Annotated in this window: 14 protein-coding genes; 4 read left to right on the top strand and 10 right to left on the bottom strand. The window is 72.0% G+C overall.

Annotated elements, in window-relative coordinates; all coding sequences use genetic code 11:
• Positions 1–12 precede the first annotated feature (12 nt).
• The 4 genes from ACIO1C_RS32225 to ACIO1C_RS32210 all read right to left on the bottom strand — a co-directional run bounded on the left by ACIO1C_RS32225 (position 13) and on the right by ACIO1C_RS32210 (position 4743).
• Positions 13–1506 (bottom strand): trifunctional class I SAM-dependent methyltransferase/NUDIX hydrolase/VOC family protein, encoded by a 1494-nt coding sequence (locus tag ACIO1C_RS32225; protein ID WP_401870281.1) that lies wholly within the window; start codon positions 1504–1506, stop codon positions 13–15.
• Between the two features lie 188 nt (positions 1507–1694).
• On the bottom strand, positions 1695–3200 hold the full coding sequence (locus ACIO1C_RS32220) for a tripartite tricarboxylate transporter permease (RefSeq protein WP_401870279.1): 1506 nt from the start codon (positions 3198–3200) through the stop codon (positions 1695–1697).
• A 5-nt stretch (positions 3201–3205) separates the two neighbouring features.
• Positions 3206–3763, bottom strand: coding sequence for a tripartite tricarboxylate transporter TctB family protein (locus tag ACIO1C_RS32215; protein ID WP_401870276.1), 558 nt, complete (start codon positions 3761–3763; stop codon positions 3206–3208).
• Positions 3760–4743 (bottom strand): Bug family tripartite tricarboxylate transporter substrate binding protein, encoded by a 984-nt coding sequence (locus ACIO1C_RS32210; protein WP_401870274.1) that lies wholly within the window; start codon positions 4741–4743, stop codon positions 3760–3762. Before ACIO1C_RS32210 ends, ACIO1C_RS32215 begins: the two co-directional genes overlap by 4 nt.
• Positions 4744–4889: 146 nt before the next feature.
• On the opposite strand from ACIO1C_RS32210, the gene ACIO1C_RS32205 reads away from it, so the two are divergent.
• Positions 4890–5573 carry a response regulator gene (locus ACIO1C_RS32205; RefSeq protein ID WP_401870457.1) on the top strand — a complete coding sequence of 228 codons (684 nt, stop codon included), beginning with the start codon at positions 4890–4892 and terminating at the stop codon, positions 5571–5573.
• Between the two features lie 265 nt (positions 5574–5838).
• On the top strand, positions 5839–6936 hold the full coding sequence (locus ACIO1C_RS32200; RefSeq protein WP_401870271.1) for a lytic polysaccharide monooxygenase: 1098 nt from the start codon (positions 5839–5841) through the stop codon (positions 6934–6936).
• Positions 6937–6978: 42 nt separating this feature from the next.
• Here ACIO1C_RS32200 and ACIO1C_RS32195 read toward each other — a convergent pair whose 3' ends face one another.
• From ACIO1C_RS32195 to ACIO1C_RS32180, 4 genes are all read right to left on the bottom strand, one after another.
• On the bottom strand, positions 6979–7593 hold the full coding sequence (locus tag ACIO1C_RS32195; protein ID WP_401870269.1) for a hypothetical protein: 615 nt from the start codon (positions 7591–7593) through the stop codon (positions 6979–6981).
• Between the two features lie 144 nt (positions 7594–7737).
• The gene (locus ACIO1C_RS32190) at positions 7738–8685 is read right to left on the bottom strand and encodes an esterase/lipase family protein (protein WP_401870266.1); all 948 of its coding nucleotides are present in this window, start codon (positions 8683–8685) and stop codon (positions 7738–7740) included.
• 154 nt (positions 8686–8839) lie between these two features.
• Positions 8840–9805, bottom strand: coding sequence for a DNA polymerase thumb domain-containing protein (locus tag ACIO1C_RS32185; protein WP_401870264.1), 966 nt, complete (start codon positions 9803–9805; stop codon positions 8840–8842).
• Positions 9802–13524: a DNA polymerase III subunit alpha gene (locus ACIO1C_RS32180; protein WP_401870261.1), complete on the bottom strand. Its 3723-nt coding sequence runs from the start codon at positions 13522–13524 to the stop codon at positions 9802–9804. Before ACIO1C_RS32180 ends, ACIO1C_RS32185 begins: the two co-directional genes overlap by 4 nt.
• Before the next feature lie 151 nt (positions 13525–13675).
• On the opposite strand from ACIO1C_RS32180, the gene ACIO1C_RS32175 reads away from it, so the two are divergent.
• Entirely contained in the window at positions 13676–14791 is a 1116-nt protein-coding gene (locus tag ACIO1C_RS32175) for an ABC transporter permease (protein ID WP_401870259.1), read from the top strand.
• A 35-nt stretch (positions 14792–14826) separates the two neighbouring features.
• On the opposite strand, the gene ACIO1C_RS32170 is transcribed toward ACIO1C_RS32175, so the two are convergent.
• The gene (locus tag ACIO1C_RS32170) at positions 14827–15909 is read right to left on the bottom strand and encodes a S1 family peptidase (protein ID WP_401870454.1); all 1083 of its coding nucleotides are present in this window, start codon (positions 15907–15909) and stop codon (positions 14827–14829) included.
• Positions 15910–16302: 393 nt separating this feature from the next.
• Between ACIO1C_RS32170 and ACIO1C_RS32165 the strand changes: the two genes are divergently transcribed.
• Positions 16303–17169 (top strand): alpha/beta fold hydrolase, encoded by an 867-nt coding sequence (locus ACIO1C_RS32165; protein ID WP_401870257.1) that lies wholly within the window; start codon positions 16303–16305, stop codon positions 17167–17169.
• 241 nt (positions 17170–17410) lie between these two features.
• Here the strand turns inward: ACIO1C_RS32165 and ACIO1C_RS32160 are convergent, their stop codons facing one another.
• A complete protein-coding gene (locus tag ACIO1C_RS32160) occupies positions 17411–18253 on the bottom strand; it encodes a YihY/virulence factor BrkB family protein (RefSeq protein WP_401870255.1) in 843 nt (280 codons plus the stop codon).
• Between the last annotated feature and the right edge of the window lie 139 nt (positions 18254–18392).

Below are 18392 nucleotides of genomic sequence, written 5' to 3'. Positions count from 1 at the left end.
GGCGCCCGGCCGTCAGAGCCGTACGACGGGCGTGGCCTCCGCCACCAGCTCCACCTCGTACCCGGCGGGGTCCTCCAGGTAGGCCGCGTAGTGGTCCTCCCCGCCCGCGAACGGGTGGCGGTCTCCGTACAGCAGCGTCCAGCCGTGCTCCGGCGCCCTGGCCACCAGGGCGTCGAGCGCGGTCCGGTCCGCCGCGTGGAACGCGAGGTGGTTGAGCCCCGGTGCGCGGCGGTCGTGGGCTCCGGGCAGCATGCCGGGCGACTGCTCGATCACCACGTACGTGTCGGCCCGGCGGAAGCTGCGTCCGTGCTCCCAGCGGCGGTACGGGGCATAGCCCAGCTCGCCGAGCAGCCAGCCCCAGCGCGCCTCGGCGGACGGCAGGTCGGGGACCCACAGCTCTATGTGGTGGAGAACGCCGCCGGTGGTGGCGGGCAGCGGGACGGCCCGGGCCGGACCGTCGGGGGCGTACACGATCGGGTCGTGGTCCTCGTGCCGGTGGATGAGGAACCGCTCGCCGGCCCGATAGGCCTCCAGCCCCGCACGGCAGTACGCGACCATGTCGTCCGGGAGGTCGGCGAGAGGGTGCCAGGAGAGGCCGGAACACTTCTGCGGCTCTCTGTTGTACGGCTCTCCTCCCCGGCCGTACTCCGCCTCGAAGAACCAGCCGATCCGGGCGCCGCCGCCGGGGCCCCGGTGCTGCATGACCAGGGCGACCTTCAGGTCGTCGGGCGCCAGCTCGACGCCGATCTCCTCGTCCGCCTCGCGGATCATGGCCGCCCTGACGTCCTCGCCCGCCTCGACGTGCCCGGAGGGGCCGTTGAGCAGCCCGTCCCCGTACCCCGTGCCGGAGCGGCGGGCCAGCAGCACCTCGTCGCCCCTGCGCAGGATCAGATGGACGTCGACCACCTCGGTGTGACGCCCGGGCCGGGCGGCCTGCGCCACCAGGACGTACCGCTCGTCGTCGACGGGCCGGCCCCACAGCTCGTGGTCGGCGGACAGGCGTTCGTAGTGGACCCGCTCGGTGAGCGGGGCCAGCGCCTCCATGAGCCGGGCCGGGGCCAGTCCCGTACCGGACCAGACCCCCTCGATCAGCACGAACCTGCCGCCCGGCCTGAGCAGGGACGCCCAGTGGCGCAGCACCTCGCCCGGGTCCGGCAGGAGCCACAGCACGTGCCGGGCGAGGATCACGTCGAAGGTCCGCTCCCCCACCGGCGGCCTCGTCGCGTCCCCCACCAGGATCTCGGCGTCCCGCCCGGCGAGCTTGGCCCTCGCCTGCCCGGCCATGGCGGGCGAGAGGTCGACACCGGTCACGCGGTGGCCCTGCTCGGCGGCGAGCAGGGCCAGCGTGCCCGTACCGCATCCGAGGTCGAGGACCTGGGAGGGCTCCCGGGGCAGCCAGTCACGCATGCGCTCGGCCCAGGCCATCCGGACGGCGGAGTCCAGCAGCCCGTGGTCCGGCTCCTGGTCGAAGGAGTCTGCGAGAGCGTCCCAGTCGATCGAGGTCATGTTCCGATGGTGCCAGCCACCACTGACAGCGGGAGCCCATTCACGGTCACCCGCGGTCACCTTTTCCGTGGCGCATGCCCGAGTTGAGCGGTTTTCGGCCACGCTGTGTGTCGTCGGGCGCCTCGGGGAGTCCCTCGGCGCCCCCGGACGACGGCGGGCGGTGGCCGGCTTCCGGCCCACGTGGACGGCTATGGCGTGGACTCGCCACGCCCCCGCCCGCGGGCGATCAGCTTGCTCACCAGGGGCCACACCAGCAACAGGACCACCACCGCGTACACGGTGACCGAGAAGGGTGTGTTGACGAGGCCGCTCACACTCCCGTCACTGATCTGGAGCGCGCGCCGCAGCTGTTGTTCCGCCGCCGGGCCGAGGATCACCCCGATGACGGCCGGCAGCACGGGCAGCCCGTACCGCCGCATCCCGAACCCGATCAGACCGATGATCAGCAGGATCACCAGGTCCAGCGCCTCCCCGCCGACCGCGTACGCGCCGACGGCCGCGAAGAAGAGGATCCCCGCGTAGAGGTAGGGCCTGGGGATGCGCAGCAGCTTCGCCCAGACCGGCGCGAGCGGCAGGTTGAGCGCGAGCAGCAGCACCATGCCGACGAAGAGCGAGGCGATCAGGCCCCAGACCAGGTCGGGTTCGCGTTCGAAGAGGAGCGGTCCCGGCTGGATGCCGTACTGCTGGAAGGCGGCGAGCATCACGGCGGCGACGGCCGTGGTGGGCAGGCCGAGGGTGAGCATCGAGACGAGGGTCCCGGCGGCCGAGGCCGAGGCCGCCGACTCGGGGCCCGCGACGCCCTCGATGGCGCCCTTGCCGAACTGGTCCTTGTGCTTGGAAAGCCGCTTCTCGGTGACGTACGAGAGGAAGGTCGGGATCTCCGCGCCGCCGGCCGGGATCGCGCCGAACGGGAAGCCGATGAGCGGCCCGCGCAGCCAGGGCTTCCAGGTGCGCCGTACGTCCTCCTTGCCGAGCCAGGGGCGGCCGACCGGGATGGCCTCGCCCGAGGAGCGGCGCAGGTGGGCGGCGACCCACAGGGCCTCGCCGATCGCGAAGAGGCCGACCGCGACGATCACCACGTCGATGCCGTCGGCGAGTTGGAGCGAGCCGAAGGTGAGGCGCTGCTGGCCGGTCATCTGGTCCAGGCCGACGAGGCCGAGGGTGAGGCCGATGAGCAGCGAGGCGAGTCCGCGGATCCGGGACGAGCCCAGGACGGACGTGACGGCGATGAACGCCAGCACCATGATCGCGAAGTAGTCGGGGGCGCCGATGTCCACCGCGAGGGAGGCGACGGTCGGGGCGAGGACGACGAGCAGGATCGTACCGATCATGCCACCGGCGAAGTGCCCGCCGGCGGCGGCCGCGAGCGCCTGCGCGCCGCGTCCCGCCTTGGCCATCGGGTTGCCCTCGATCGCCGCGACGACGGCCGCGCTCTCGCCGGGGGTGTTGAGCAGGATCGAGGTGGTGGAGCCGCCGAACATCGCGCCGTAGTAGATCCCGGCGAACATGATGAACGCGCCGGTGGGTTCGAGTCCGTAGGTGACCGGGAGCAGCAGGGCGACGGCCATCGCCGGGCCGATGCCGGGCAGGACGCCGATCGCCGTGCCGAGCAGCACGCCGATCGCGGCCCAGAGCAGGTTCATCGGCGTGAGAGCCGTACCGAACCCGTCCATCAGGGAGTTGAGGGAGTCCATGTTTTTTACAGCACCCCCATCAGCGGGCCACCGGGGAGGGGGACACCGAGCAGGTTGTCGAAGACGAAGTAGGTGACGAGGGAGAGGCTCGCGGCGATCAGCGGGTCGCGGTCGAGGTGGCGGCTGCCGAGCGCGTACGCCGAGCCCCAGAAGAGCAGGGCGCCGGATATCGGGAAGCCGAGGGGGCCGATGAGGACGGCGTTGCCGAGGAAGACTCCGGCGAGGAGCAGGACCGTACGCCAGTCGGCCGGTTCGCTCAGGTCGATGTCCTCGCCGCCCTCCGCCTCGCCCCGGCCGCCGCGCAGGACGTCGAGGGTGAGCAGGACGGCGACGACGACCAGGCCGACACCGACCACGATCGGGACGGTCTTGGGGCCGACGGGGCCGCGCTGGGTGATCTCGACGTCCATGGTGAGGGCGTCGGTGAGGACGAGGACGCCGAGGGCGAGCAGCAGGACGCCGACACCGATCTCGGAGTGCTCACGCAGCCAGGTGCGGCGCGCGCCGGGCCCGCCGGCGGGTGTCGCGGGGGAGGTGGCGGTGGATTCGGTCGGTGTGGTCACAGTCCCAGCTCCTTGAGGACGGAGTCCACCCGGCGGTCCTCGGCGGCGAGGAAGTCGCCGAACGCGTCGCCGGTGAGGAAGGCGTCGTCCCAGCCGTTCTTCTTGAGGGACTCGCGCCACTCGGGCGAGTCGTGCAGTTTCTTGACGAAGGTGAGGAGTTTGGCGTTCTCGGCGTCGGAGAGGCCGGGCGGTGCGACGATGCCGCGCCAGTTGGTGAAGTCGGTGTCGAGGCCCGCCTCGCGCAGGGTGGGGGCGTCCAGGCCCGGTATCCGTTCCGGTCCTGTGACGGCGAGGAGCCGCAGCTCACCGGCCTTGATCTGGTCGAGGTACTCCCCGAGGCCCGAGACGCCGAAGGCGACCTTGTCGCCGAGGATGGAGGCGAGCAGTTCCCCGCCGCCGTCGAAGGGAATGTAGTTGACGGTCTTGGGCGCGATGCCCGCGGCCTTCGCCATCAGCATGGGGGCGAGGTGGTCGGGCCCGCCGGGCGAGGAACCGCCGCCGACCGGCACCTTGGCGGGGTTCTTCTTCCAGGCGGTGAGCAGGTCGGCGATGGTGCGGTACGGGGAGTTCTTGCCGACCACGACGATGTCCGACTCCTCCGTGATCCGGGCGATCGGAGTGGTGTCGGCGAGCGTCTTGGGGGACTTGTTGGTGTGGACGGCGCCGACGACGCCGAGGCCCATGGACATGGCGAGCTTGCCGTTGCCGTGCTCCCCGACGAGCCGGGTGAGGCCCACGGTGCCACCGGCGCCCGGCAGGTTGAACACCTCGATGTTGTGGGTCAGCTCCGCGTCCTCGGCGTTCTTCGCCAGGGTGCGTGCCGTGATGTCGTACCCGCCGCCGGGCGTGTTGGGGACCATGAAACGCAGGCCGGGGATCTGTGTGCCGGTGTCGTCGCCGCTGCCCGCGCTGAGCAGGGGCGGCCCCACCAGCACCAGCAGTGCCGACCCGAGCAGGGCGAGGGGAGTGCGGAGTCGCACGTGTGCCGCCTTTCGGATTTCCTTTCGGATTTCCCTCGGAAAACTGTGAAGTGGCCCACATGTTGCCCGCGTGTTAACAACCTGTCTCTCTTCCGGAATCAACGGACGTTGTGGTCGTTGTGGTCGCGCCCTACGGTGACGGCGTGATGAAAGTGCTGGTGGTGGACGACGACTTCATGGTCGCGAAGCTGCACAGCCGTTTTGTGTCGGCGATGGACGGCTTCACGGTCGTCGGGGTGGCGCACAACGGCGCCGACGCGCTGCGCGCCGCCGAGGCGCTGCGCCCCGACGTGGTCCTGCTCGACATCTACCTGCCGGACATGGACGGCATCAGCGTGCTGCGCGAGCTGCGGGCGGCGGAGGAGCGGGACACGGGCCGGGCGGTGGCCGACGCGCTGTTCATCACGGCGGCCAGGGACGCGGGGGTGATCCGGGCCGCGCTGCGGACCGGAGCGCTGCACTATCTGATCAAGCCGTTCAACCAGACCGCCCTCCAGGAGCAGCTGCGGCACGTGGCGGCGCTGCGGACCCGGCTGGCGGGGCTGGGCGAGGCGCGCCAGGAGGACGTCGACCAGATCTTCGGCACCCGGCCGCCGGGGAGCAGGGAGCTGCCGAAGGGGCTGGCCGCCCATACGGCGGACCTGGTGGAACGTACGTTGCGTGAGTACCCGGACGGGTTGTCGGCGACGGAGTGCGCGGACGCGGGCGCCCTGTCCCGGGTGAGCGCCCGGCGCTACCTGGAGTATTTCGCGGACACGGGACGGGCGCGGGTGACGCTCAAGTACGGCGGTACGGGGCGGCCGGAGCGGCGCTACCGGTGGATCGGCTGAGGTGCGGTGCGGTGTGGCGGAGCCGGCGCGGTGGTTTCCTCAGGGGCTTCTTAGGTCTTCCTTAACAGAGACATAAGGATCGGCTCCGCCCCCTGGTGACGGCGGATTCGGGGGTCGGGAGCGGCTAGTTTGCTGAGCGCCGGAGCGGGGTCGGGACCGGGGGGTGGGGCATCGGGAGGTTGCCTTGTTCCCGGGTGCCTCCCGCTCCGGACTGTTCGCCTGTACAGCTCTCGCAGCTGGTGCCGCTCAGAAGGAGAACCACTTCATGACCGTTCGTCGTACCGCCACCGGGATCGTCGTCCTGGGCGTCGCTCCCCTCGCGCTGGCCGCTCTCGCCGCCGGCCCGGCCGCCGCGCACGGTTCGATGACGGACCCGGTCAGCCGGGTGGCCGCGTGCTACGCGGAGGGTCCCGAGAGCCCCAAGTCGGAGGCGTGCAAGGCGGCGGTGGCGGTCGGTGGCACCCAGGCGCTGTACGACTGGAACGGCGTCAACATCGCCAACGCGGCCGGGAAGCACCAGCAGTTGATCCCGGACGGCAAGCTGTGCAGCGCGGGCAACGACAAGTTCAAGGGGCTCGACCTGGCGCGCGCCGACTGGCCGTCGTCCCCGATGACGGCGGGCAACCGCACCTTCCGCTACAAGGGCACCGCGCCGCACCGGGGTTCCTTCGAGCTGTACGTCACGAAGGACGGGTACGACCCGGCCAAGCCGCTCACGTGGTCGGACCTGGAGGCGAAGCCCTTCCTCAAGGTCACCGACCCGAAGCTGGTGAACGGTGACTACGTGTTCACGGGGATCGTCCCGAAGAAGACCGGCCGTCACCTGATCTACTCGATCTGGCAGCGCTCGGACAGCCCCGAGGCCTTCTACACCTGCTCCGACGTGGTCTTCGGGAAGGACAACGGCACGGTCGACGGCGCCGTACCGGCCCCGTCCGCGCCCACCGAGCAGGAAGTCGCCGACGGCGCGGACAAGTCGACCATCGAGCACAACGGGCACGGCGACAACGACGCCTCCACCGGCCCCGGCAGCGGAAACGGCGCGGGTACGGACACGGCCGCCGCGGAGAAGCCGGCGGCCGAGGCGGAGGGCGACGACGACGCCAACTACCCCGAGGCCAAGAACGCCGCCGCCCCGGCCGGACAGGCCCCCGACGCCACCGCCACCGACGCCGGCACCGACACCGCCGCCGCGGCCGGCGCGCAGCCCACCGGCACCGAGGAGAACCTCGCCGAGACCGGCGCCGACGGCGCCACCCCGTACTTCGCGATCGGTGGCACGGCGGCGCTGGCCATCGGCGCCGCGGTGATGTTCGGCACGGTCCGCCGCAGGGCCGTACCCTCCGGGCGCCACGGCCGCTGACCCCACGCGGACAGCGGTGGGCCCCGGTGTGACGAGCGCTCGTCACACCGGGGCCCCCCCCGGGGCGGGCCCGGCGGCCCGGGGCGGACGGGATACCCGCAACGCCGCGGGGGACATGGTGGCGCCCCCACCCCCCCGCCAGCCGCCGTCACCGAACTTCAGATCCGCCGTACACGCGCCGGTGTCGCCGTCACACGTCAGACCGGTCACCGGGACCGGAGCGGCGAGCGCCGCCGCACTCCGCTCCATCGAGCCCGGCGCCTGGTGGAACACCGACGCGTCCCAACGCGCCTTCCACCGACCGTCACCGAACTTCAGATCCGCCGTGCACTTGTACGTGTCCCCGTCACACGACAGCCCCGCCACCGGAACCGGAGCCGCGACCGCCGCCGCACTCCGCTCCGCCGAGCCCGGCGCCTGGTGGAACACCGACGCGTCCCAACGCGCCTTCCACCGACCGTCACCGAACTTCAGATCCGCCGTGCACTTGTACGTGTCCCCGTCACACGACAGCCCCGCCACCGGAACCGGAGCCGCGACCGTGGGCACGGCCGCCGTCGAAGCGGTCTTAGCCGTCGTCGTGGCGGTCGCGGGGCTGGTCAGGCCGATGCCGAGAGCGGCGACCGTGGCGAGGGAGCCGGCCAGAATACGCAGCATGGGGGTGTCCTTCCGTCGGAACGCGGACACGGGGTGCGTCCGCCGAGGGGAAGAATGCTGCTCCTGGCCGCTCACCAACCGTAATCAAACGGCCCTTCATCACAACGAGTTACGAAACCCGGCACGGGCCCGGCGTGGCGCGGGTCAGCCGATCGCCGACGCGCAGGTGGTCGGGGTCGCCCGGCCCGGGTCCAGCGCGTTGGCCACCTCGTGGAAGGCGACCCGGTCGAGGATCCCGATCGCCACATGGTCGGAGAGGTCGACCGGGCACAGGTCCTGGAGCAGCACGTTGCGCACACCGGGACCGGTCAGGAACTGGGAGCGGTACGGCGTGACCACCTGGTCGTACCGCGTGGCGATGACGGTGTAGCGCACACCCGGGACGGTGTCACCGCCCTCGTTGAGCCGGGTCAGGAAGGGGGATCCGGCCACCTGGTCGGCGAGCCCCGGTGTCGTCTCGGTCAACAGGTCCTGCGCGCCGGGGAAGTACGGCAGGAGGCGGGTGAGCCCGAGCAGTGTGGTGCCGTGGTTGTCGGGGGCGATCCCGACCAGGGCGTTCACCTTCGCCGCCCCGCCCAGGAACTTCAGGTAGTGGCGCGGCATCATCCCGCCCTGCGAGTGCCCGACGAGGTCCGCCTCGGGGGCGCCCGTCGCGGCGAGGACCTTGTCGACGTACGTGGCGAGCTGCGCGGCGGAGGCGTCGATGGGGCCGAGGCCGTAGAACAGCGGCACGCCGGGGAGTTGGCCGTAGTCGAGCGAGAAGACGCAGTAACCCCGGTCGACCAGGTAGGGCGCGAGGCCGAGCCAGTTGTCGACGGCGTTCCCGAAGGTGCCGTGGACGAGGACAACCGGACGGGGGTGCGCAGTCGAGGGTTTGCAGGAGTAGTTGTTCCACCCACTGCTCACGGCGGATGCGGAGGCGGGGGCGGGGGGAGCGGAAACGGAGGCGGCGGAAGCGGTGACGCGCGTGGGGGTGTCGATCGTGGTCGCGGCGGCCGGGGTCACGGTGATCGTCAGTGCGGTCAGCAGCGCGGCCAGCAGCACCGGCACACGCGTCCACGACCGTCTGTTCGGGTCGTTCCAGGGCAGCATCGGGCGATCTCCTTGCGGCTCAAGGGAAATGGCGATGACTGTCAGCCCACATGGCCCGGACCACAAGGTTGGCTGTTCTCCCGCAAGTTACGCACGAGTAGAAAGCAGAAGGGAAGTTACGCGTCAGTAAAATGTGACGTGCTTCACGTTAACCTCACGCGGCCAGCGATCCCGGCAGCAACACTCCGGCCCCGAACTTCGCCCGGACCAGGTCGGCCACCGCCTCGATCCGCCGCGCCCGGTCGTCGGCCGGGTCGAACGTCAGCTGCCGGGCGGCCCGGCCGGCCGGGATCAGCCCCTCGGCCCGTACGGAAAGAGCCCGCACCCGCGCCCGTTGCAGTCCGAGCGACCCATGGATCCGGTATACGGCTCCGGCGAGCGCCGCGGAGTGTGCGGTCGGCTCACGCAGCGCGCGGGTACGGACGGTCGTGGACCGGTCCGCGTACCGCACGGTGAGGGTCAGGGCACCGCACACCTGGCCCGCCCCCCGCATCCCGACTCCCAGCTCCTCCGTGATCGAGAGCAGCGCGCGCCGCTGCCGCTCCTGGTGCAACTCGTCCAGCGGGAAGGTCCGTTCGGCCGCGATCGAGCGCGCGGCGGCGTTCGGGACAACCGGCGTACGGTCGATGCCGTGCGCCTTCTCGTACACCTCGCGCCCCAGGCGCACCCCGATGATCCGCTGGAGTGTCGAGAGCGGTACGGCGGCGGCCGCGCCGATGGTGTCGAGGCCGTACGACCGCAGCGTCCGGGCCGTCGCCGTACCGATCCCGGGCAGCGCGCCGACCGGTCCCGGCGCCAGGAACCGCTCGACCGCGCGCTCGTCGTCGGGCACGACGAACGTCGTCCCCGGCGCGGCCTCGTCCGCGGCCATCCGGGCCAGCATGGGGGTGGCGGCCACCCCGATCACACAGCCGGTGCCGAGGTGCGCGAGCGCCCGCACCCGCAGGACGGCGGCGATCCCGGCCGCGTCGAGGCCGAAGTACCGCTCGGCGCCGCGCACATCGACCAGCGCGGAGCCGGGTGGCAGCACCTGGACGACCGGGCTGATGTCCTCGATCAGCCCGAGCAGCGCGGGCAGGGCCGGCTCGGCGTCGCGGGGCAGGCGTACACAGAGGATCATCCCGCGCTCCCCGGGCTGGAGTGCCACAACTTCCGCCCGGTGGGCAGGCCTTCGCCGGGCGGCCGGAGGTCGGACCACGGGTTCATCTCGTAACCGGTGGACATCTTGATCCGCCGGCCGTTGTCCCCGGACGGGGCGGCGGCGGCCGAAGAGGCCGGTACCGAAGCCGAGTCGGACGAAGAAGGCGAGCCGTGCGAAGGAGGCGAAGAAGGCGAAGAAGCCGGCGCCTGCGCGTCCAGCGCCGCCGCGACCGCCTCCAGGCCGCCCTCCTTCCGCAGCTCCACCAGCTCCGCCAGGTTCCACGCCGCCGCCCCGACCACGCTCAGGCTCCGCGCCCCGCGCCGCTGCACCACCCCCCGTACCAGCAGCAGCCAGGAGTGGAACACCGTGTGCGCGCACGCCTCGTGGCTGTCGTCGAAGAAGGCCAGGTCCACCAGGCCCGTCCCGTCGTCCAGCGTCGTGAAGATGACCCGCTTCCCGGAGCGGATCGGCGGGGTCTGGGTCGCCACCTTGGCCCCCGCCACCAGGACGGTCCTGCCGTGGGGCACGTCCCGCAGCCGTTTGGCCGAGATCGCGCCCAGTTCCTTGAGGAACGCGTAGTGGTCCCCCATCAGATGACGGGAGGCGTCCATGCCGAGCACGCCCAACTCGGCGCTGAGACGCTCCGCGTCGCCCAGGTCGGGCAGTCCGACGGGAGCGGTCCGCTGCCCTCCGCCGAGCGGGAGTTGGTCACCGCGGGAGCCCACCCTCCGCTGCGCTCCGTGCAGTTCGGACAGGTGCAGCAGCAGATCCCGGCGGTTGGCGCCGAAGGCGTCCAACGCGCCCACCTGCGCGAGCCGTTCGGCCACCGGGCGGCCCGGCCTGGCCCGCTGCCAGAAGTCCAGCAGCGAGGAGTACGGCTGCCCCGCCTCGATCCGTGCCGTCTCCGCCTCGCTGATGCCATGGACGTCGGAGAGCGCCAGCCGCAGCCCCCAGGTCCCCGGCCGGGAGTCCCCGCCGGACGGCCGGGACTCCCCATCAGACCCTCTACCAGACACCAGTTCGATTCGATGGGTGACGGCCGACCGGTTCACGTCCAGCGGCAGTACCGGCACCCCCCGCCGCCGCGCGTCCGCCAGCAGCAGCCTCTTCGGATACATCCCCGGGTCATGGGTGAGCAGCCCGGCGTAGAAGGCGGCCGGGTGGTGCGCCTTGAGCCACGCCGACTGGTAGGTCGGTACGGCGAACGCGACCGCGTGCGCCTTGCAGAAGCCGTACGAGCCGAACGCCTCGATGATCTCCCAGGTACGCGCGATCACGTCGGGCGCGTACCCCCGCTCCCGCGTCAGCCGCTCGAACCAGACCCGGATCCGGCCCTGCGACGTGGGGTCGGACAGTCCTCTCCGCACCTTGTCCGCCTCCTCCTTGCCGCAGCCCGTCATGATGTCCACCATCCGGATGATCTGTTCGTGGAAGACGACCACCCCGTACGTCTCGCTCAACGCCTTCTCCAGGTCGGCGTGGGGGTAACGGACGGGCGCCCGGCCGTGTCTGGCCTCGATGAACGGGCGCACCATGTCGGCCGCCACCGGTCCTGGCCGGAAGAGCGAGATGTCGACCACCAGGTCGTGGAAGGTCGCGGGCTGGAGCCGGCCGACCAGATCGCGCTGTCCCGGCGACTCGATCTGGAAGCAGCCCAGGGTCTCGGCGGAGCGGATCAGCCGGTACGTCTCCGGGTCGCCCTCCGGCACCTGTGCCGGATCGTCCAGGTCCAGCTCCTCGCCCGTGGCGCGCGCGATCTCCGTGACGGCGTGCGCCATCGCCGACTGCATCCGTACGCCCAGGACGTCGAGTTTGAGCAGCCCCAGCCGTTCGACGTCCTCCTTGTCGAACTGGGCCATGGGGAAGTGCTCGCCACTGGTCGGCACCACCGGGGTACGGCGCAGCAGCGAGGCGTCCGAGAGCAGCACCCCGCACGGGTGCATGGCGATCCCGCGCGGCAGCGCGTCGAGCGCCTCCACCAGGTCCCACAGCCGGCCGTACTTCGCGCCGCCCCGCTCCGACTCCCCGGCCAGCGCGCGCAGTTCGGGCAGTTCCTCCATCGCGGCGCGGGCGTCCCTGGCCCGGATGTGCGGGAAGGACTTGGCGATCCGGTCGATGTCGGCGGGGTCCATGGAGAGGGCCGCGCCCACGTCCCGTACGGCATGACGCACCCGGTACGTCTCCGGCATGGCGACGGCCGCGACCCGCTCGGGGCCGAACCGGTCGAGGATCGCGCGGTAGACCTCCAGCCGCCGCGCGGACTCGACGTCGATGTCGATGTCGGGGAGCTCCAGCTCACGCCATCCGGTGGGCTGCCTGGGCGGCTGCCTGCGAGTGGAGAGGAAACGTTCCATCAGCAGGCCGTGCGCGACCGGGTCCGCGTGGGCGATGCCCAGCAGATGGTTGACCAGGGACCCCGCGCCGGAGCCCCGCGCGGCGACCCTGACCCCCATCCCCTTCACGTCGTCCACGACCTGAGCCACCGTCAGGAAGTAGGAGGCGAAGCCGAGTTGGTCGATCGTGCGCAGCTCGCCGTCCATCCGGTCCCAGTACTCCCGGTGATTGTCGCGCCGGTCGTAGCCGCGCAGCACCATCCCGGCGGCGGCGCGTGAGCGCAGGACCCGCGCGGCGCTGCGGCGGTCCGCGCCGACCAGCCGGGGCTCGGGGAAGTGGACGGTGCCGATGCCCAGGTCGTCCTCGGGGTCGACCACACAGCTCGCGGCGGTCTCCTCGGTCAGGGCGAGCAGCCGGTGCGCGATGTCCCGCCGGAATCCGGCGGCCTCGGCGACCAGTTCGGCGGTACGGACCATCGCGTCCGGCTCCTTGAGCCAGCGCTCCCCGCTGTCGAGGACGCCGCGCGGGTCGATGGGCATGAGCCTGCGGGCCGAGTCGAGCACGTCGGCGACCGGCCCCTGCCCGGGGTCGGCGTAGCGCACGGCGTTGCTGAGCACGGCCCGTACCCCCTGCTCGGTGGCGAACCCGAGCGTGCGGGCGGCGTGCCGCAGCGATCCCGGTCCTGTGCCCGTACGGCCGTGGTGCACGACCTCCAGGCGCAGCGCGTCCCCGTAGACCTCCCGCCAGGGCGCGAGGAGGCGCGCGGCCCGGTCGGGGCGTCCCGCCGCGAGGGCCCGGCCGGTCTCGGAGCCGGGGCCGAGGAGCACGGTCAGCCCGTCGCCGTGGTTGTCCTGCCAGGGCAGCAGGGGGCTGCCCTCCCCGGCGGCGTGCGCGGTGGAGACGAGGCGGCACAGGTCCGCCCAGCCGGTCGCACCGTCCCGGGCGAGGAAAACCGCGCGGGGCGCGGACTCGTCCACGAAGGCACCGCCCCGCACGGGCACCCGCCGGCGGGCGGCGCCGCCGGATCCTGCCGTACGGGCCCGCTCGCCGACGCCGGAATCCGCCGTACGAACCCCGCCGGAGCCTCCCGTACGGGCCCGCTCGCCGACGCCGGATCGCGCCGCCGTACGGGCCCCCTCGGCCCCCCGCTCGCCCACCGCCAGCTCCACCCCGAACAGCGGACGGATCCCCTCCTCGGCGCACGCCTTGGCGAAGCGGACCGTGCCCGCGAGGGTGTCGCGGTCGGTCAGCGCGAGGGCGTCCATGTCCCGCGCGGCCGCGCGCTCGGCCAGCCGCTCCGGGTGCGAGGCCCCGTACCGCAGGGAGAACCCGGAGACGGTACGCAGATGCGTGAACCTGGGCATCCGCACCTCCTGGCTCCGTCCGTTCTCACCGTTCTCACCTCCCCCGTCCCCACCATAGACCAAGTTTCGAACGTGCGTACGATTAGCGTTCCCTCGACCATTCGGCCCCCTCCCACCTGCGGGGATACCCCCGGCCCCGGACCGTGGGGGCATGACTTTCCTGGACGAGGTGAAGACGGCGGTCACCCCGAGGGCCGCGCTGCTCATCGTCGGGGTGCTGGGGTTGCAGCTGCTCTTCATCGCGTCCTACGTGGGGGCGCTGCACAGTCCGAAGCCCACGGACGTGAAGGTCGCCGTCGTCGCCCCGGGGCAGCTCGCCGGACAGCTGGCGGCCGAGCTGGGGCAGCTGCCGGGCAAGCCGCTCTCCCCGCGCACGCTCCCCGACGAGGGGACCGCGCGCCACCAGATGCTGAACCGCGACATCGACGCCGCGCTGATCATCGACACCCGGGGCACCACCGACACCCTGCTGGTCGCCTCGGGGCAGGGGTCCACCGAGACCAGCGTCGTGGTGAGCGTCTTCGACCAGATCGAACAGCGGCAGCGGCGGGGCCTCCGGCTGGACGACGTCGCGCCCGCCTCCCCGCACGACGCCCACGGCCTGTCCTCGTTCTACCTGGTCGTCGGCTGGTGTGTCGGCGGCTACCTGTGCGCGGGTGCCCTCGCGATCAGCGCCGGGGCGCGGCCGGCCAACCGCGGCAGGGCGACGATCCGGCTGCTCGTGACGGCGGTGTACGCGATCGTCGGCGGCCTGCTCGGCGCGGTGATCACCGGGCCGATCCTGTCGGCGCTGCCGGGCAGCCTGTTCGGGCTGTGGGGACTCGGCGCGCTCACCGTCTTCGCGGTCGGCGCGGCCACCCTGGCCCTCCAGTCGGTCTTCGGCATCGTCGGCATCGGCGCGGCGATCCTGCTGATCGTCGTCGCGGGCAACCCGAGCGCGGGCGGGGCCGTACCGATCCCGCTGCTGCCGGACTTCTGGCGCTCGATCGGGCCCGCGCTGCCGCCGGGCTCCGCCACCTGGGTCGCCCGCTCGATCGCGTACTTCCACGGCAACGCGATCGCCGTGCGGCTGATCGTGCTCTCCGCCTGGGCGGTCGGGGGCACCCTGCTCCTGCTGGTCATGTCCTCGCTGCGCGGGAAGGGCGGGAAGGGCGGGCGGAGCGGAACGGCCGGCGACGGCCGGCCGCCGGGCGGGGAGCCCGCCACCACCGGCCCGGGAACGGCTCACGCGCCGGACGGGTCCGATCCGGGCCCGTCCGGCGCGTGAGGCCGGTCAGAGGTGATGCTCAGAGGTGACGCGGGTCAGCCGATCTGCGCCCCGAACGCGGCGAGCGCCTCCGGCACCGGCTGGAAGAACGTCGTCCCGCCCGCCGTGCAGTCGCCGCTGCCGCCCGAGGTCAGCCCGAGCGCGGTGGAGCCCGCGAACAGCGAGCCGCCGCTGTCGCCCGGCTCCGCGCAGACCGTGGTCCGGATGAGCCCGTTGACGATGTCGCCGTTGCCGTAGTTCACGGTGGCGTCGAGCCCGGTGACCTGGCCGCTGTGCACCTGGGTGGTGGAGCCGCTCCGGGTCACCTGCTGCCCGACCGTCGCCGCGCCCGCCCCGGTGATCGCCTGCGCGGTGCCGTTGTAGAGATCGACCTCGCTGGGGTGGGCGACCCCGGCGGCGTACTTCACCAGGCCGTAGTCGTTGTCCGGGAAGCTGGAACCCGCGTTGGTCCCGATCTGGGTGCCCTGCGCGTCGGACCAGGTCTGGATGGCCTCCGTGCAGTGCCCCGCCGTCAGGAAGAACGGCTGGCCGTCCTTGACCACGTTGAAGCCGAGCGAGCAGCGTCCGCCGCTGCCCGTGATCGCGTCACCGCCGGCCACGAAGGGCTGGAACTCCCCCGCCACCTTGGAAAGTTCCGCCTTGCCTCCCAGGTCCTTCACCACACCGCCGAGCCGGTCCCAGGCGGCGCCCACGACCGTGCTGTCGGCCGTGACGGCGAGCTTGTTGGTCACCGGGTCGACCGCCCAGGACGTGCCGGGGAGGGCCGCCCGGTCGGCGAGGGTGCGCGACGCGTCCTTGAGCTCGCCCAGGGTGTTCTCGACCAGTCTGGCCCGGCCGCCGGCCTCGCGGACCGTCTCGGCCGCCTGCTCGTCGACCACGTTCACCACCAACGCCTTGGTCGAGGCGTCGTAGTACGAGCCGGCCGTGTCGCCGCCCAGGCTGTCGTCGAGCGTCGAGGCGAGATTTCCGGCCGCCGCCGCCGTCAGCGACTTCAGGGCGGGAGGAGCCGTTCCTTCACTGGCGTTCGCAGTCTGGAAGGTAAGGCCGGCCGCCACCAACGCGACCACCGCACCACCTGCCAGCGTCGCCCGCTTCTTCGAAATGCGCCGGTGCTGCACCATCGACCTCCTGTGGGGGGAACCGTGCCGGAACATGTGGGGTGTCCTGGCACGGGGATGAGGCGCCCACTATTCCGAGACCGGCGAGTAGCACACAAGGTCGAGTTCAGGACGCGCTCACCGCCAGCCGAACGGCCCCGGGCCTCTCGGCCATCCGGGGCGGGACAGGAACGGTTCCATCTGCGAACACCCGGTGCGACCAGCGGAGCAGCAGGGGGTGAGGACTAGTCCTGTCCTGAAACCGACCCTCACTCCTCCCATCCGTCCCAGGAGCCCCACGGCTGCCCCGGGACAAACGGCGTGAACCGGCCTCGCCGCCCGCCCTGAGGGGTGATCAGCACACCGGCGGGGAATGCAGGAACACGGTGCTTGTACACGAGGAAGGGGCGGGGGTTGCGACGTCGCGTGCGCGGGGCGGACGGGCGGCATCTGATGGTGGAGCGATTGGGCGACCCGCACGGCAGACCGATCTTCCTGCTGCACGGCACGCCGGGCAGCAGACTGGGCCCCGCCCCCCGCGGCCTGGTCCTGTACCAGCGGGGGATGCAGCTGATCGCCTACGACCGTCCGGGGTACGGGGATTCCGACCGGCTCCAGGGGCGCAGCGTCGCCGACGTGGCCCAGGACGTGACGACGATCGCCGACGCCCTGGGCCTGGAGCGGTTCGCCGTGGTGGGCCGCTCGGGCGGCGCTCCGCACGCGCTGGCCTGCGCCGCGCTGCTGCCCGACCGGGTGACCCGTACCGCCGCGCTGGTCACCCTCGCGCCGCGGGACGCGGCCGGGCTCGACTGGTTCGAGGGCATGGCCGCCTCGAACGTCCTGGAGTACACCACCGCGTCCGTGGACCCGGACGGGGTGGCGGCCCGGCTCACCCCGCGCGCCGACGCGATCAGGAAGGACCCGGTGCGGCTGCTGGACGATCTGCGCAGGGAGCTGACCGACTCCGACCGTAGGGTGGTCTCCGACATCGGTGTCAGGACGATGCTGCTGCGGAACTACCAGGAGGCGCTGAGGACTTCGGCGTACGGCTGGATCGACGACGCGCTCGCCTTCTGCAGCCCGTGGGGCTTCGACCCCGCCGACATCCAGGGGCCTGTGCTGCTGTGGCACGGCGAGAAGGACGTCTTCTCACCGGTCGGTCACACCCGCTGGCTGGCGGAGCGCATCCCGGACGTCACCACCGTGCTGGAGCCGGCCGCCGCGCACTTCGCCGCGCTGCACGCCCTGCCCCGTACCCTCACCTGGCTGCTCAACGACTGACCGCCGCGCCCGCCTCACACTGGTCCCGTCCAGGTTCCGCGGTTCCGTGAGCACTCCGCGTGATCATGAGTACCGTCCGGCTTCCGGCGAGAAGCCGGGGTGGTCGTACGGTCGCCGGTGCGTGGATCCTTCACGTACGGGCGGGTCGGCATCTCCCAGACGCACGTCTCACGTCTCCTGTCGCGCATCCTGTCCCGGCTCCGCGCCGGACCGCTCGTCGGCGAATGAGTACGGGCGCCTGTCAGAGTTTCCGCGTGTCGCCCGGCTCGGAGTACGGCTCCTCGTCGGGAGGGTGCCCGGCCTCGATGGCGCGTCCCCGTTCGAGTTCGGCGTTGCACTGGAGGCCCAGGAGCAGGGCGATGTTGGAGATCCACAGCCAGACGAGAAAGATGATGATCGCGGCGAGGCTGCCGTAGGTCTTGTTGTAGCTGCCGAAGTTCGCCACGTACGCGGCGAACGCGGCGGAGGCGAGAATCCACAGGAGGACCGCGAGGACGCTGCCGACGGTGATCCACCGGAAGCCGCGCCGGACGTTGGGAGCGAACCAGTACAGCACAGCGATCACCAGGCTGAACAGCACGACCATCACGGGCCATTTGGCGTAGTTCCACACGGTGACGCCGGTGTTCCCCACCCCCAGGACACGCCCCGTCTCGCGTGCCAGCGAACCGGTGAACACCACCCCGATCGCGACGGCCGCCAGGAGGACGATCCCGACCGCGAGACCCACCCCGGCCTCGGTCCGGCCGTTCTGGATCTGCGTCAGCGCACGGTCCAGGAGGTCACGGACCGACCCGGGCGCGAGTTTCCCGACGTTGTCGATCAGCGACTGGATGTCCGAGCTGCCCAGCAGCCCCACGATGGACACGAGTGCCAGGAGCGCCGGGAAGAGGGAAAGAACCCCGTAGTAGGTGAGGGCGGCGGCCCAGTCGCTGAGGTTGTCTTCCTTGAATTCCCTGACGGTACGTTTCAACGCCCCGCGCCAGGACTCCATGCGCAGGTTCATGGGTCCCTTGGCCGCCGCCGTGGTGCGGCGGGGACCTTCGCCGCCGTTCGCCGCGTCGCCGCCGGAAGGGTGTGCCATGGTCCGTCGCCTCCCGTGGCCGGCGAGTCGGAGGCATTCGCTCCGGGGCTTCAGTCTGTGAGGGACCGGAGGACCGGCGCCATCGGTGTGACCCGTTCGGACAGCCGCGCCACTTGTTTCAAAAACAGCGACATCGGCA

Source organism: Streptomyces sp. NPDC087420 (genome assembly GCF_044744165.1).
Classification (GTDB): Bacteria; Actinomycetota; Actinomycetes; order Streptomycetales; family Streptomycetaceae; genus Streptomyces.
This window is presented reverse-complemented; position numbering and strand designations above follow the sequence as displayed.

Excerpts from the sequence above, each read along its gene's own strand:
- ACIO1C_RS32185 (WP_401870264.1), bottom strand. The coding sequence starts at position 9,805 with ATGATCCTCTGTGTACGCCTGCCCCGCGACGCCGAGCCGGCCCTGCCC.
- ACIO1C_RS32190 (WP_401870266.1), bottom strand. The coding sequence starts at position 8,685 with ATGCTGCCCTGGAACGACCCGAACAGACGGTCGTGGACGCGTGTGCCG.
- ACIO1C_RS32180 (WP_401870261.1), bottom strand. The coding sequence starts at position 13,524 with ATGCCCAGGTTCACGCATCTGCGTACCGTCTCCGGGTTCTCCCTGCGG.
- ACIO1C_RS32195 (WP_401870269.1), bottom strand. The coding sequence starts at position 7,593 with ATGCTGCGTATTCTGGCCGGCTCCCTCGCCACGGTCGCCGCTCTCGGC.
- ACIO1C_RS32225 (WP_401870281.1), bottom strand. The coding sequence starts at position 1,506 with ATGACCTCGATCGACTGGGACGCTCTCGCAGACTCCTTCGACCAGGAG.
- ACIO1C_RS32200 (WP_401870271.1), top strand. The coding sequence starts at position 5,839 with ATGACCGTTCGTCGTACCGCCACCGGGATCGTCGTCCTGGGCGTCGCT.
- ACIO1C_RS32160 (WP_401870255.1), bottom strand. The coding sequence starts at position 18,253 with ATGGCACACCCTTCCGGCGGCGACGCGGCGAACGGCGGCGAAGGTCCC.
- ACIO1C_RS32175 (WP_401870259.1), top strand. The coding sequence starts at position 13,676 with ATGACTTTCCTGGACGAGGTGAAGACGGCGGTCACCCCGAGGGCCGCG.
- ACIO1C_RS32205 (WP_401870457.1), top strand. The coding sequence starts at position 4,890 with ATGAAAGTGCTGGTGGTGGACGACGACTTCATGGTCGCGAAGCTGCAC.
- ACIO1C_RS32220 (WP_401870279.1), bottom strand. The coding sequence starts at position 3,200 with ATGGACTCCCTCAACTCCCTGATGGACGGGTTCGGTACGGCTCTCACG.